The sequence below is a fragment of the Mesorhizobium sp. M0159 genome (assembly GCF_040322295.1).
Lineage (GTDB): Bacteria > Pseudomonadota > Alphaproteobacteria > Rhizobiales > Rhizobiaceae > Mesorhizobium.
The window spans coordinates 12,792-26,470 of sequence record NZ_JAMYTF010000024.1 but is presented as its reverse complement, the minus strand read 5'-3'; the positions used below and the strand labels follow the sequence as shown (position 1 = coordinate 26,470).

The window sequence follows — 13,679 nt, the reverse complement described above, 5'->3', positions numbered from 1 at the left end:
CAGTCATGCGACCTCCTGACCTTCAGCGCGTATTGCCGCGGTTGCGGCCAGACCAAGCTTGGGGCGAACCCATTGTGCCAACCGCGCGATCGCGTCGTCGGCTTCGGGAGCGCGGCCGGCCATCATCTGGAACGAGTGCAGCATCCCCGGAAATACGTCTAAGCGCACCTCGACGCCGGCGGCCTTTGCACGCTCGGCGAGCGCTCGGCTGTCGTCGAGCAGGGTTTCCTCTTCGCCCGCCTGCAAATAGATCGGCGGCAGGCCCTTGAGATCGGCAAAGATCGGGCTGGCCAAGGGATGTCGGATATCGACCTCACCGAGGACTTGCGACGCGAGCATGTCCACGCTGGCCTTCTGGAAGAAGGCGTCCTTCTCACGGTTCGCTTCGTAGGAGAGTCCGCTCGCGGACATATCATGCCAGCCGGAGATACTGAGGATCGCCGCCGGCAGCGGACGTCCGGCGTCGCGGCGCTTAATCGAGGCCGCGAGGATCAGGCCCGCGCCAGCGGAATCGCCTGCAGCTATGGTGTGCTTCGGCGCGACACCCTGCTCGAGCAGCCATTCGAACGCGGTCAGGGTCTGCTCGATCTGGCGCGGAAACTTGCTCTGGAAAACGTAGTCGTACGTAGCGAGCAGAGCGTAACAGCCGATCGCCTTAGCAAGGTGTCCGACCATCTTGCGATGGGTCCAGATCGATCCGCCAACATAACCACCGCCGTGCGCGTAGAGCATGACCCGATCCTTGGCCGCCAGTTTTGGCTGAACCCACAGCGCGGTCGTGTCGCCGAGGGTCGTCTCGACGTAATCGACGCCGCCCGGTTCTGCCGTCAAAACGGACCACTCGGATGCTTCCTGTGGCGATTCTCGACCGCTGCGAAAAGCCTCCGCGAGCGTTTCGTAGTGTATCTTGTTCGCTAGGCTCTGCTTGCTGTTCATTTGTCACGCTCCAATTCGTCCAGGAGGGCGATGTCAAGGATGACCGTGCCCATGAACAGCTAAGACGGATGAACCCAGCGAAAGGATACGTGGCCGGCAGATGCAACGCCTCGCCGGTGGCAGTTGCCGCGGACCCCGGTTGTCAAACCCAGCAAGGCTAGGCTGCTCCACCCTTCTCTGTGGGACGTTCGTTCCAGACATTCGCCGATCGGCCGGATGCTTCGTCTATGCCGTCGCCGGGTGGCCGGGGGCTGGGACTATTGACTATTATCGCCGAGCCAACATCGCCTTAAACATGCTGCTCTATCCTCTTCTACTCCGCAGTACTCCTCGTCACTCCCACTCGATTGTGCCTGGCGGTTTGCTCGTCACGTCATAGACGACGCGGTTGATGCCGCGCACCTCGTTGATGATGCCGGTGGCGGCGGCGCCCAGGAATGCCAGGTCGTGACGGTAGATATCCGCGGTGCTGCCATCTACCGATGGTGACGCTTTCGGCGCGTATGCGCGTACATACCGATAAGGGCAGCGGTCACGAGCCGCGCTGTCCCCACGGGCATTGCTCTACCTGCGCCCTTCAAAGAAAAGGAGCATTGTGACGGGGCTTAGCTATAGATGCTGTAGCATTGATCTAATGCGATTTATCGCAGCATCGACACCTTGCCTAGGCAGACTTTCAACCTTGTAAAATGAAAGGAACGTAAGCGAGGCTTGAGGAGCACAGGTATTCAGAATAGCTGTCTTGAGAACACGCCGCACTGGCCGCCTGAGGATCAGCCAATCGACCCACCAAGGTGAGCCCAAAGTGGTTATTGCAACCACCTTCCTTAACTGGCGAAGTCGCGGTTGTATGGCACCAAGATCGGCTGCGTGATCGTATGCAATACCAGGCACCCATACCCTGTCGAACCAGCCCTTCAATATAGCTGGAGGTCCGAACCACCACGTGGGAAAAATCAAGACGATAGTCTCGGCCCAGAGAAGATCCTCAATCTCTTTAGCTACCTCTGTAGTCTCGAATCCGGAATAGTAGCTCGCGCGCTCCGCCGGTGTAAGAGCCGGGAAGAAGCCAGATCGATACAGATCAACATGTCGGCACTGGTGCTTCGCATCCATCAGGGTGTCGATAGCTGCGTTCGAAAGCGTTTGGCAAAGGCTTGGATTGAGTGGATGAGCCGTGACAATCAAGCATCGCATACCAATATTTTGAATCCTCCCCAATTTGGTTGCGCTGCGCGTCATCATTCGTGCGGCGCGGTGCTCGGGCAAAGCTTCTCATACCAATCATGGATTTCGAAATAGCTGTACGCGCCACAGTCTTCAAAGAGCAATTGTTTTTCAACGCCGAGAATGGCCCTTCTACAGCGGTACGCTCGAGACAGCGCCATCGGCGACCTGCCAGGCGTCAGTCGCGCGATATGGACAGCCCCGCGAGAAGCGGCGCGTACGCGGCGAGCCTGCGGGATACGAACTCCGTGAAGAGCCGTACGCGCTTCGTCTTGCGTGTCTCCCCCTGTGTGAGAAGCCAGAGCGTTCCGTACATGTGCAGGTCGGTGCCCGGCACCCTCACCAGTAGGGGGTCGGCATCGCCGACGAAGCAGGGCAGTGTCGTGATCCCGAGCCCTTGCCGTACAGCAACGATCTGCGCCTCGGCGTCCGTGGTCCTGAAGGGAACCCCCGTGGTGCGAACCTCACCCTCGCTGGCCCATTCCGGAATTCCATGAATGCTTATGACGATCCACCGGATGGGATCAGGCGCGCCCGCACGCCACGCGGCTAGTCGATCACAGGACATATAGACGCCGCCGAACACCTCCGGTCCCTTCAGGCCATGAAGATTGAGCGGCAGGGTTTTGCGGTCGTAGACGACGCGGATCGCGACGTCGGCCTCTCGGTTGGTCAGATTTGCCAGCTCGCCGGACGACAAGATTTCCATCTCGATGTCCGGATGCAGACGCGCGAAATCGGCGAAGTCCGGCATGAGCAGGTGTGTCGCGAGGGGCGGTGCCAGCGTCACCCGCAGAAGCCCGCGCACGCTCTGGTCGCGCCCGAAGACGCGCGTCTCCAGCAGGTGCGACGACACTTCCATCTGGTCCGCGAACTCGAGGACCTCCTCGCCCGCAGCCGTCAGGCGGTAGCCCGAAGGCAGCTTTTCGAACATCTCCACCCCGAGGCGTTCCTCGAGCTGGGCGACGCGTCGCAGCACGGTCGAGTGGTTCACACCGAGGCGCTCGGCGGCGGCCCGCACCGAGCCTCCGCGCGCGACGGCAAGAAAGTAGCGAACGTCATCCCAGTCGATCATGGTGCAATCCGGCACCGCGCGGTGCGCCTTCCAAAGCCCGTATCTAACACATCGAACAGCAGTACGGGCGGTCATCATAGCCTATGTCGACGAGCGCGGCTCAATTCCGAACGGCGGACGCCGATCGTCGCGGCTGGCGTCAGTCGTCCAGCCGGATCGATTTCGCACCACCGATGTGCGCGCTTCCGCACTCAACAACTGACGCCGGCGGACCCATTTCGAGGTTCTCGGAGGCAGATGCTGTCCCGACACCACGAAAGGAGAAGTCATGGGAAAGCTTGAGGGTAAGGTTGCAGTCATCACGGGTGGATCGAGCGGCATGGCGCTGGCGAGCGCCAAGCGGTTCGTTGAAGAAGGCGCCTATGTTTTCATCACGGGCCGGAGACAGGAGGCGCTGGACGAGGCCGTCAAGCTGATCGGCCGGAACGTGACCGGCGTGCGCGGCGACGCGGCCAATCTCGACGACCTCGACCGCCTGTTCGATACAGTCAAGCGGGAAAAGGGCAGGATCGACGTCCTGTACGCGAGCGCCGGCACGGGCGAAGCCGTCCCACTGGGCGAGATTACCGAGCAGCACTTCGATGCGGCCTTCGGCCTGAATACGCGCGGCACGCTGTTTACGGTTCAGAAGGCGTTGCCGCTGTTCAACGATGGCGGATCGATCTTCATGACCGGGTCAGTTGCTTCGGTGAAAGGTTTTCCTGGTTACAGCGTGTATGCGGCGAGCAAGGCGGCGCTGCACGCATTCGCACGCGGGTGGCTCAACGAACTCAAGGGCAGGAATATCCGGGTGAACGTGCTGCACCCGGGGCCGATCGCCACGCCGATGCAGGACCAAGTTCTCACCGAGGAGGCGAAGCAGATGTTCGAATCCCTGATCCCGCGGAGAAAGATGGGGCGTCCTGAGGAAATTGCGACGGCCGCGCTGTTTCTTGCTTCCGACGATTCGAGCTTCGTGAATGGGGTGGAGTTGTCTGTCGATGGCGGCTTCTCGGCCATCTGAAATCGCGCCGGATCGCGGGAAGCGGCTGACCGGCGGGAACTAGCGTGTCCATGGTGGAACGACCACGCAAAGGTCGCCACACAGCGGAACGAATAACCCAGCGCCGTTGAAGGCCGGGGAATCAATACCAACACGGATCGGAGAAGCATTATGAGCTACGCAATTGTAGGATTCGGTAAGATAGGCCAGGCCCTCGCCCACGCCTTCGCCCGTAAAAACATCGACGTGGCCGTCGCGAGCCGCCGGCCGCCCGAGGCGTTGGCGCCGCAGGCTCGGGCGATTGGACCCAGGGTCGTCGCCAAGTCGCTGCGGGATGCACTCGAGGCCGACACAATCATCTTGGCAGTCCCGTTCGGAGAGCACCGCGAAGTTGCGAAGGCTCTGCCGAGCTGGAAAGGCAAGACGGTCATCGACGCGACGAACGTGTTTCCAGTGCCTGAAGAGCTGGACGGCCTCCCGTCCTCCGCCTTCGTCGCGAAGGCGTTCACCGGCGCCAAATTCGTGAAAGGTTTCAATCACCTGGTTGCGGCCACCCTGGCTGCCGATCCGATCGTCGAGGGCGGGCACCGGGTCGTCTTTCTGTCGAGCGACGACGACGACGCGACCGCTCCCGTGGCGGCCTTGGCCAAACAACTCGGGTTCGCACCCGTCAAGCTGGGAAAGCTCAACGAGGGTGGCGCGCTGGTGCACGCGCGCGGCCGCACTTGGGGCCAGCTCATCTTCCAGGATTTGTTCAAGAAGGAGCAGTAATCGATGTACGACCATGTGACCTGGCCCGAGCGATATGATCCGAAAACGTCGGCCATCTACGCACTCAACGACATTGACGTGAAGGCGCCGCCTGAAGCGGTCTGGAAGCTGCTCGTCGAAGCCGAGAATTGGTCGAGCTACTTTCCCGCCGAGGATCAGGTCAAGATTCTGACGGGGGAGCCGGAACTGGCGCTCGGAACGCGATACAGCCGTGTGACGGTTGGATTTCCGATGAGTCTGGTCGTGACGGAATGCGAGCCCCTTCGCAGGCTCGCATGGGCGACGACAGTTAATGGCGACGAGACCGGCTCAAGCGCATACCATGGCTGGGTCATCACGCCTACGGACCATGGCTGCCATGTGCTGACCGAGGAAACGCAGCAGGGCCCCTTCTTCCTCGATGAGCTCGGGCGCAAACATCCCGGCGCACTCTACCGGTATCACCAAGACTGGGTCGAAAGCCTCGCCCACGCAGCGGAGGCGGAAACAGCGAAGACGACAGTGGATTGATTGCGCTTCCTAGTTAATTTTGGAGATGAATGAGATGAATATCGAACTCAAAGGCCGCAAGGCCATTGTTACCGGATCCACCGCCGGTATCGGCCGCGCGACGGCGGAGGGGTTGGCGCGTGCCGGTGCATCGGTCGTCGTCAACGGCCGTGGAAACGCTCGGGTCGATGAGGCGGTGCGGCAGATGCGGCAGGCCTTCCCCGGCAGCGACATCTCGGGTATCGCCGCTGATCTTGCGACAGCGGAGGGGGCAAAGGCCTTGATCGCGCATGCGCCGGACGCCGATATCCTTGTGAACAACGTCGGTACAGCACACATCCGAAGCTACAACGGCGTCGAGGATATCGCAAATATCCCCGATGAGGACTGGCTTGACCTCTTCCAGTTGAACGTAATGAGTGGCGTGCGCGCGAGCCGTCATTACCTGCCGCGGATGGTGGCGAAAGGCTGGGGCCGCGTCGTGTTCATAAGTAGCGAATCCGCAGTCAACATCCCTAAGGAAATGCTCGACTATGGCATCACCAAGACCGCTCAACTCGCGGTTTCACGCGGGCTTGCCGAGGCGGTCGCGGGCACGGGCGTCACCGTCAACGCCGTCCTGCCGGGACCTACCCGCTCTGAGATCCTGGGCAACTTCATGGCGAAACAGGCTGACGCAAATGGAATCACGCAGCACGAAGCCGAGCAGGGCTTCCTGCAGGCGATGCGTCCGACGAGCCTCATCCACCGTTTCGCGACCACCGATGAGGTGGCCAACATGATCATCTACACATGCTCGGAGCAGGCTTCGGCGACCACCGGCGCGGCTTTGCGGGTGGATGGTGGCGTGGTCCGCTTCGTCGCGTAGCAGGACGACCAAATTGTTCCGTTCGCCAACTCGGGTCCGCTGTCGGCCAAGCTGCTGAAGCATGGCACGCTTAAGTCTACAGGGATCTGGCGCACGGCATGCGCACGGTCCACGCATTGCGGGAGCACTCTGAAACTATGCGAGGCACGAGAACGTATTCAGCTACGGCGCCGTCCCCGCTGTGCTCGGCGGCCGTGCGCTCGTCTCGTTGGTCCCGCCCCGCTTAGACCATGATACAAATCCACGGAACATGATGTCTATTGTCCGAGGAATTGGATCGGCGCTCCAATCCCAATCCAAAGCATGTGCTGTGAACGGCGCGGTGTATCGATCCCTTTGAGCATCTCTACACATAATCGAAGGTCTATCGCCGACCTGCAAAACGGCTGCTTGTTCTTGCAGAATCGCCCGCGAACTATCGCCTCCTATCGTTGACCAACAATTTCCGAATATATCCGACAGTACTCCAACCTACTCTACCGTACGCCCCTCACTCCCACTCGATTGTTCTAAATCTAGTTAGGCCATTGATATAGCTAGGTTTTTTATTCGTTGCCGCGCAAGAAGCCGACCCACGGGCCGTCAAAACGTTACAGTCTTGATTTCAAAGGGAAAAATAGCACGAAAATTTTTTGTGCGGTGTCGGCATCTATCGAAGTCGATCGCCTTTCCCGACCCACTTTGGGCAACTCAGGTACAGCGAACGAAGAAAGTACCGTCACTAACTTTCATAGCACAGCGCGCCACAACGCGACCCGCCGCGGCAGCGTCATCCAAGCGCCACCCCTCTCCGTTTGTAGGTGAACTGGATACCGCTGGCAGTGCAAACTGGACACTCCCGGCAGCATAAACTGGACACCTCAAGACCCACCCGCTCCGAGGACGCGACAGCACGGTTCAAGGTGCAATGTCGCGCCCTCCACTTGCTGAACTTCTTCCCGGAGGGGGCCGGGGGAGGTTGAATAACCTGTGGAAAGCCTGTGGGTCTTTTTGGGACCGTTTGCGGACCGGCCTGAGCCTAGGAATCGTTTTGCTCAACTGCCCCTTCGAGACGGCTGACCGGCCAAAGACGCCCCTCAGGGGAGAGGGGCCCCGCGTTCCGTGGCACCGGCCCGCAACCTTCAGAATATGATAGCCCGCGGCAACCGGAGAAGGGAATCTGTGCTCTCAAACCAGCATCGACTGCTGGGCGAAGATGCCCGCCATCGCGCCGTGCGATGATGCCGTGGTGACCGAGGCCATGAGGGGGTTGGCGAGGTCGCCGGCGGCGTAGATGCCGGGAATGCTAGTTTCGCGGCGCTCGTCGACCTTGAGGGCGATGCCGAGGGGCGTATCGACCGTGGCGAGGCCCAGTGATTCATGCAGGCTTGCGGACGGCTTGTTGCGCGGATGGGCGAACAGGATGTCGACCGCGACATTGCGGCCGGTATCGAGATTGACGGTGGCGATATGGCCCCCGTGATGGGCGATCTCGGTGATCCGGCCATCGACGACAGGTATGTTGCGGCGCGCCAGATCGGCCCGGATATCGGGTGGAATGTCGTGACCATCGGCGAAGAGCGTCAACGTGTCGGTCCAATCGTGGTACAGCCTGACATAATTGTGCGACTGCGGGCCCGACCAGACGAGGCCCCAATGCTGGCCGGCGACTTCAAAGCCGTCGCAATAGGGGCAGGGTACGATGGACGTGCCCCAGCTTTCGGCGAAGCCCGGAACATCAGGCATCTGGTCGGCGACGCCATAGCTCAGGATCAGGCGCCGCGCCCCAAGGCTTTCGCCATCGCCAGTGAGGACGGAGAAATCGTCGATGGCGCCGGAGACGCTGTCGGCCCGGGCACTGACCAGCCTGATCGTGGGATAACGCGCCAGCTGCTGCCGCGCCTCGGCCAGGATGTCCAGCGGTGGCTTGTGATCGTGACCGAGCAGGCCATGCGAGTGGCCGGCGAAGCGATTGCGCGGCAGGCCGGTATCGAGAACGGTGACCTTGCGGCGGGCACGGCCGAGCTGCAGGGCGCCGGCGAGACCGGCAAAGCTGCCGCCGATGATGATGACGTCATCCATGGTGATAAGCTCCGTGTTGTGGATGGAGGGGGTTGGGCTGGGCCTGGCGCGAAATATCGTCCAGCGATACGCGCTCGAGACGGGCAGCGAGCAGGGCTTCGGCATCGACGAGAAAGTCGCCCATCACTGTGTTGACCGGCCGGACAATGCCGCATTCGATATCGCCGGGCGCCCCGGGAAACTTGATTTGGAGGACAGGTTGAAACCTACCCATTGGCTTGCACATTTCAGATACTACATGGTATCGTAATGCAAGAATTAGGATACTGTCAAGTACTGGAATTGTCGTGACCGTAAACAGCCAGGGCCGGCGCGGCCGGCCCGCCAACGAGGCGCTTGGCCAAACGATAGTCGACGCCGCGTGCGAACTCTTTGTGGAATTGGGTTTTCAAGCGACGACATTGGACAAGGTCGCCCAGCGGGCGAAGATATCCAAGCTCAGCATCTATCGGCACTTCGAGAACAAGGAGGCGCTGTTCAGCGCGGCCATCGCGACCCGCTGCCATCAGTTTGCACCACAGGCCCTTTTTGAAGGCGTCGACGGTTCGGCCGAAGATCAGCTCATGGCGGTGGGATCATCCCTGCTTCGCACGCTGTTGAGCTCGGACGTCCGCAGTGTCGAAGCCATGATCATGGCCGACAAGACGAATCAAAAGTCGTTAAGCAAGCTCCATTACGAAGCCGGCCCCGCCCATGTCATCGCCCAAATCGAGGCCCTGTTGCGTCAGTTGCACGCGAAGGCGGTTCTGAACGTGCCCGATCCTCTCCGGTCCGCCCGCTTGTTTGCCGCGCTTTTCAAAGGATCCGATCTCCTGATTATCGCACGCTTCGATGAGGCGAGAGCAGAGGACGACAACGAAATCGAATCCTATTGCCGGTCGGCCGTCGCCATGTTCATCGCCGCGCACGGTGGCAACGACCACGCGGGCGGATAAGCATTTGATTGCTCCGGGCAGCTTGGCCGGGACCGTCGTCCAGGCGCTTCGTCATATTGGGCCGGCGCGCGCGGCCGAGCTTGCACAGATCGCGGCACCTCATCTTTCTCCCAACGATAAAAAGACGCTCGCATCTACCGCGGTCCAAGCTCCCGCCTGGATGCGGTCGACGCTTCTCTCCATCGCAGATCCGGCAGCAGTCGGGACAACATTTGATAGGTGATGCGACGGTGCCATCCGACGATATGCGATCGGGTCCGGAACATCGATCGGTACCGCAGCCAAAGCTGAAACTATGTATGTCGATAACTAAAGTACCGTCAGCGCGGAAATGTCATGCTACGGGTAATTTTCGTTATATATTTCAAAGCGTTGACACACAGAAAAGTACCGTCAAACCCTAAAAAGGAATGACGGTACTTTTTAGAATGCTCTGTCGGATACAAAAGCACCGTCAAAAGTACCGTCAGAGTGATCTGCTACAAGCTGCGAGCCGGGCCAGGCGCTCCGATAAACTTAACGATTTCAATGACTTGATAGGTTTGTCAATTCCATTGATAATGTGCCCTGGCTAGCAGTCTGCCCTGCCCGCAAATCATTGTATTTTCTGCGAAATTCTACGTTAGAGCCGCCTATCATCGCCGTTTCCCTCACTCCCACTCGATTGTACCCGGGGGTTTGCTCGTCACGTCGTAGACGACGCGGTTGATGCCGCGTACCTCGTTGATGATGCGGGTGGCGGCTGCTCCCAGGAATGCCATGTCGTAATGGTAGAAGTCGGCCGTCATGCCGTCGACCGAGGTGACGGCGCGCAGCGCGCAGACGAACTCGTAGGTGCGGCCGTCGCCCATCACGCCGACGGTCTGCACCGGCAGCAGCACGGCGAAGGCCTGCCAGATGGCGTCGTAGAGGCCGGCCTTGCGGATCTCGTCGAGATAGATGGCGTCGGCCTCGCGCAGGATCTCCAGCTTTTCGCGGGTGATGCCGCCCGGACAGCGGATGGCGAGACCGGGACCGGGGAACGGATGCCGGCCAATGAAGCTGTCGGGCAGGCCGAGCTCCTTGCCGAGCGCCCTCACCTCGTCCTTGAACAATTCGCGCAGCGGCTCGACCAGCTGCATGTTCATGCGTTCGGGCAAGCCGCCGACATTGTGATGCGACTTGATGGTCACCGACGGGCCGCCGCTGAAAGAGACGCTTTCGATGACGTCGGGATAGAGGGTGCCTTGTGCCAGGAAATCGGCGCCGCCGAGCTTCTCGGCCTCCTCCTCGAACACTTCGATGAACAGCCGCCCGATGGTCTTGCGCTTCTTCTCGGGGTCCGACTCGCCCTCGAGCGCGCCGATGAAACGGTCCGAAGCGTCGACCAGGATCAGCGGCAGATTGTAATGCTGGCGAAACATCTCCACCACGCCTGATGCCTCGTCCTTGCGCATCAGACCGTGGTCGACAAGGATGCAGGTGAGCTGGTCGCCGACCGCCTCATGGATCAGCAAGGCCGCGACCGAGGAATCGACGCCGCCCGACAGCGCGCAGATCACCTTGCCCTTGCCGACCTGTTTGCGGATCGTCTCGACCGCGTGCTCGCGGTAGGCGCGCATCGTCCAGTCGCCTTCGATGCCGGCGATGTTGTGGACGAAGTTGCGGAGCAGCCTGGCGCCGTCCGGCGTATGCACCACTTCGGGGTGGAACATGAGGCCGTACATTTTGCGCTCGACATTGCCGAAGATGGCGAAGGGCGAGCCCTCCGATTTTCCGAGCACCTCGAACCCCTTGGGCAGGGAGATGACCCGATCTCCATGGCTCATCCACACCTGGTGGCGCTGGCCGGGCGCCCACAGGCCCTCGAACAACGGGCTGTCCTTGGCGATCTCGACGAAGGCGCGGCCGAATTCGCGATGATCGGAGCTTTCGGCGACGCCGCCCATCTGCACGCACATCGCCATCTGGCCATAGCAGATGCCGAGCACCGGCACGCCGGCATCGAAGACGATCTGCGGCGCGCGCGGGCTGCCGATGTCGCCGGTCGAGGCCGGGCCGCCGGACAGGATCACCGCCTTCGGATTGATGCGCTTGAACGCCGCCTCGGCCGACTGGAAGGGCACGATCTCGGAAAACACGCCGGCCTCGCGGATGCGGCGGGCGATCAGCTGAGTGAACTGGCTGCCGAAATCGACAATCAGGACGGTGTCGGGATGATTGGCTGTTTTCATGGCGAGCGTTTAGAGAAAGAAACGAGTCGGCGCAATGGGTTGTGAGGTCGCGCTTTCACTTCGATTCCGGTGTGTCGTCCTGAACGCCAGAGGCTTTGTCCAATGCATCAGTTTGCGTTGTATCGAGTGACCGCAAGGCGTCCATCAGCGCCGCGAAACGCTCGTGACCAAGGCGGGCAACATAGCTCCGTTCGATCTGCAGCTTGATGCGGCCGCCATCGCGCAGGGCGTCCAGGCCCTTGCGGGTGTAGCGCACAAGCTTGCCGCGACCGTCTTGCGGATCGGGCAGACGCTGCAACACACCTTCCGTCTCCAGGCCATCGAGCAATTGCTGAATCGCCTGCTTTGAGATCGCGGAGCGCTCGATCAGCGCCGACTGGCGCATGCCGCCGCGCGGTATGTGTCCAAGCAGGCCGGCACGCGCTTCGGTGAACCAGTGATGGCCGGCAGCGCGCATCGCAGCGGCGAACTCGGTCTGCCAAGCGCGGCTCGCCTGCCACAGCCGCCAACCTATGTGATCCGGCAGCGCTTCAGGTTTTTCGTCAAGGCCCTTGACCAAATTCTTCTCGCCCGATACATAGTCAAGCATCTTGACTACTAGTTCACTCTAAGTGGCGATGCCGGTCAAGGCAATCGGCGACTTCAATTCAGGAGGAAATCATGGCAGCACTTCAGAAGGAAACCCTTGCAATGCTCATTCCGGGCATGACCCATGTGTTGGAACGAAACGGCAAGGAGGCTTACGTCTATTTTGAAAGCGAGGGTGCCGCGCACATGCTGCTCGACGATGGCGAGGCGCGAAGCGGGCGCTGGCGGATGCTCGATGACGGTTATATCGCCGACTGGGACACCGGCGCGACCGGACGCTGGACCCTCGATCACGAGCCCGGGTCAGTCACTTACATCAATCGCGACAACGCCGTTCGCTTCAGGATGATCGGCGTGCTGTTCGGCAACGCTAAGAACCTGCCGCCCCAACAAGCTTGAAGTCGATCGCGCCCGAGGCGATCGCCTGTTCCAGCAGCTGAACCGCCGCGGCCAGCTTCTCGTCGATGACGTGCAGATATTCGATCCAGTCGCCGACATGCCTCAGATCGGCTGCCCCGTCGGAAATGCCGCGCAGGCCGATAAGCGGAACGTCGAACAGCTGGCAGGCGCGCAGGCAGGCGAAGGTTTCCATGTCGACCATGTCGGCGGCGATCGTGTCGTAGGCGGCGCCGGAGACGATTGCCGCCCCGGTCGACAGCGCCGCCGGCCTGATGCCTGGTATCCTGAACGGCAGCGGCACGCTGACAGGCAGGTCGAGGAACGGCGTGGCGCCCTTCTCGAACCCAAGGGGCGAGGCGTCCATGTCGCGGTAGCCAACCGAAACGGCCTGGTAGATTTCCGTCTGCTCCAGCGTCCGGCTGCCCGCCGACCCGAGCGACACGACGAGATCCGGCAGCGCCTTCCCGGCATGCAGCCGGGACAGTTCGGCGCCGAGCCCGATACCGGCCTCGACTGGTCCGACGCCGGTCATCAGTGGCGTGAACAGCCGCTGCAGGTGTGGACCGTATTCGGCCTCGGCCGCCATGACGAAGAGAACGGACTTGCCGGAGATCGGGGTGAGCTCACCAGGTGTCTTGCCGGCCATGATCGTCCATCCTCCCTACCCGCTCCTCAGCCCTCGATACCGTCGCGGCCGAGCACCGTCATCATCGTTCCGGTCATCGTGGCGATCAGCTTGGCCTCGCCGTCGACGGCGAACGCATAGGCTTGTCCGTCGGCGACGATGATGGTGCGGCCAGGCTTGGTCACCGAGCCGCGGAACAGGAAGCGCTCGCCCCTGCCCGGCGCCAGCAGATTGACCTTGAACTCGATGGTCAGCACGCCGGAATTTTCCGGCATCAGCGAGAATGCCGCATAGCCGCAGGCCGAGTCGAGAGCCGTCGAAATGACGCCGGCATGGAGAAAGCCATGCTGCTGCGTCAGAGCCGCCGAATAGGGCATTTCGATCTCGATGATGCCGGGCGTCACCAGCGTCAGCTCGGCGCCAATCGTCATCATCGCGTTCTGGCGCGCGAAGGACGTCCTGACGCGGTCCTCATAATCGGGAGCAGGAACGATCTTTGCTGCCATGGCC

The 13,679-nt window shown here is 61.2% G+C and carries 15 protein-coding genes and 3 pseudogenes; 9 read left to right on the top strand and 9 right to left on the bottom strand.

The genetic code is table 11. The features are described 5' to 3' along the window. Nucleotides 1-3: 3 nt before the first annotated feature. The 4 genes and pseudogenes from NKJ32_RS21675 to NKJ32_RS21660 form a co-directional block, all read right to left on the bottom strand. Complete coding sequence (locus NKJ32_RS21675; protein WP_352569210.1) at nucleotides 4-936, bottom strand: alpha/beta hydrolase; 933 nt, start codon at nucleotides 934-936, stop codon at nucleotides 4-6. 333 nt (nucleotides 937-1,269) lie between these two features. Continuing rightward, nucleotides 1,270-1,437: pseudogene (locus tag NKJ32_RS21670) on the bottom strand (GMP synthase (glutamine-hydrolyzing)); the annotation flags it as partial. Between the two features lie 108 nt (nucleotides 1,438-1,545). Next, nucleotides 1,546-2,133, bottom strand: coding sequence for an NAD(P)H-dependent oxidoreductase (locus tag NKJ32_RS21665; RefSeq protein ID WP_352451024.1), 588 nt, complete (start codon nucleotides 2,131-2,133; stop codon nucleotides 1,546-1,548). 208 nt (nucleotides 2,134-2,341) lie between these two features. Further along, nucleotides 2,342-3,238: a LysR family transcriptional regulator gene (locus NKJ32_RS21660; protein ID WP_352828911.1), complete on the bottom strand. Its 897-nt coding sequence runs from the start codon at nucleotides 3,236-3,238 to the stop codon at nucleotides 2,342-2,344. Nucleotides 3,239-3,506: 268 nt separating this feature from the next. Between NKJ32_RS21660 and NKJ32_RS21655 the strand changes: the two genes are divergently transcribed. From NKJ32_RS21655 to NKJ32_RS21635, 5 genes and pseudogenes are all read left to right on the top strand, one after another. Then, complete coding sequence (locus tag NKJ32_RS21655) at nucleotides 3,507-4,241, top strand: SDR family NAD(P)-dependent oxidoreductase (RefSeq protein WP_352828909.1); 735 nt, start codon at nucleotides 3,507-3,509, stop codon at nucleotides 4,239-4,241. Between the two features lie 150 nt (nucleotides 4,242-4,391). After that, a complete protein-coding gene (locus tag NKJ32_RS21650; protein ID WP_352828908.1) occupies nucleotides 4,392-4,991 on the top strand; it encodes an NADPH-dependent F420 reductase in 600 nt (199 codons plus the stop codon). A gap of 3 nt (nucleotides 4,992-4,994) precedes the next feature. Next, complete coding sequence (locus NKJ32_RS21645) at nucleotides 4,995-5,501, top strand: SRPBCC domain-containing protein (protein WP_352828906.1); 507 nt, start codon at nucleotides 4,995-4,997, stop codon at nucleotides 5,499-5,501. Nucleotides 5,502-5,535: 34 nt separating this feature from the next. Beyond that, nucleotides 5,536-6,348 carry an SDR family NAD(P)-dependent oxidoreductase gene (locus tag NKJ32_RS21640; protein WP_352828904.1) on the top strand — a complete coding sequence of 271 codons (813 nt, stop codon included), beginning with the start codon at nucleotides 5,536-5,538 and terminating at the stop codon, nucleotides 6,346-6,348. Between the two features lie 3 nt (nucleotides 6,349-6,351). Continuing rightward, a pseudogene (locus NKJ32_RS21635) lies at nucleotides 6,352-6,464 on the top strand (alpha/beta fold hydrolase); the annotation flags it as partial. 1,051 nt (nucleotides 6,465-7,515) lie between these two features. Here NKJ32_RS21635 and NKJ32_RS21630 read toward each other — a convergent pair. Further along, nucleotides 7,516-8,409 carry an NAD(P)/FAD-dependent oxidoreductase gene (locus NKJ32_RS21630; RefSeq protein ID WP_352828902.1) on the bottom strand — a complete coding sequence of 298 codons (894 nt, stop codon included), beginning with the start codon at nucleotides 8,407-8,409 and terminating at the stop codon, nucleotides 7,516-7,518. On the opposite strand from NKJ32_RS21630, the gene NKJ32_RS21625 reads away from it, so the two are divergent. From NKJ32_RS21625 to NKJ32_RS21615, 3 genes and pseudogenes are all read left to right on the top strand, one after another. Continuing rightward, a complete protein-coding gene (locus tag NKJ32_RS21625) occupies nucleotides 8,408-8,659 on the top strand; it encodes a hypothetical protein (protein ID WP_352680305.1) in 252 nt (83 codons plus the stop codon). The two genes, NKJ32_RS21630 and NKJ32_RS21625, sit on opposite strands and share 2 nt — an antisense overlap. Before the next feature lie 37 nt (nucleotides 8,660-8,696). Then, nucleotides 8,697-9,344, top strand: coding sequence for a TetR/AcrR family transcriptional regulator (locus NKJ32_RS21620; RefSeq protein ID WP_352828901.1), 648 nt, complete (start codon nucleotides 8,697-8,699; stop codon nucleotides 9,342-9,344). Then, a pseudogene (locus tag NKJ32_RS21615) lies at nucleotides 9,340-9,567 on the top strand (hypothetical protein); the annotation flags it as partial. The gene NKJ32_RS21620 and the pseudogene NKJ32_RS21615, both read left to right, overlap by 5 nt. A gap of 427 nt (nucleotides 9,568-9,994) precedes the next feature. On the opposite strand, the gene guaA reads toward NKJ32_RS21615, so the two are convergent. Both guaA and NKJ32_RS21605 read right to left on the bottom strand, forming a co-directional pair. Next, nucleotides 9,995-11,557 (bottom strand): glutamine-hydrolyzing GMP synthase, encoded by a 1,563-nt coding sequence (gene guaA, locus NKJ32_RS21610; RefSeq protein ID WP_352457585.1) that lies wholly within the window; start codon nucleotides 11,555-11,557, stop codon nucleotides 9,995-9,997. A gap of 55 nt (nucleotides 11,558-11,612) precedes the next feature. Beyond that, a complete protein-coding gene (locus NKJ32_RS21605) occupies nucleotides 11,613-12,146 on the bottom strand; it encodes a MarR family winged helix-turn-helix transcriptional regulator (RefSeq protein WP_352828899.1) in 534 nt (177 codons plus the stop codon). Between the two features lie 71 nt (nucleotides 12,147-12,217). Between NKJ32_RS21605 and NKJ32_RS21600 the strand changes: the two genes are divergently transcribed. Next, nucleotides 12,218-12,544 (top strand): hypothetical protein, encoded by a 327-nt coding sequence (locus NKJ32_RS21600; protein WP_352828897.1) that lies wholly within the window; start codon nucleotides 12,218-12,220, stop codon nucleotides 12,542-12,544. Here the strand turns inward: NKJ32_RS21600 and NKJ32_RS21595 are convergent. Both NKJ32_RS21595 and NKJ32_RS21590 read right to left on the bottom strand, forming a co-directional pair. Beyond that, nucleotides 12,516-13,190, bottom strand: a complete 675-nt coding sequence (locus tag NKJ32_RS21595) for a 5'-methylthioadenosine/S-adenosylhomocysteine nucleosidase (protein ID WP_352828895.1) — start codon at nucleotides 13,188-13,190, stop codon at nucleotides 12,516-12,518. The two genes, NKJ32_RS21600 and NKJ32_RS21595, sit on opposite strands and share 29 nt — an antisense overlap. A gap of 26 nt (nucleotides 13,191-13,216) precedes the next feature. Beyond that, nucleotides 13,217-13,675: a PaaI family thioesterase gene (locus tag NKJ32_RS21590; RefSeq protein ID WP_023677140.1), complete on the bottom strand. Its 459-nt coding sequence runs from the start codon at nucleotides 13,673-13,675 to the stop codon at nucleotides 13,217-13,219. Nucleotides 13,676-13,679 lie beyond the last annotated feature (4 nt).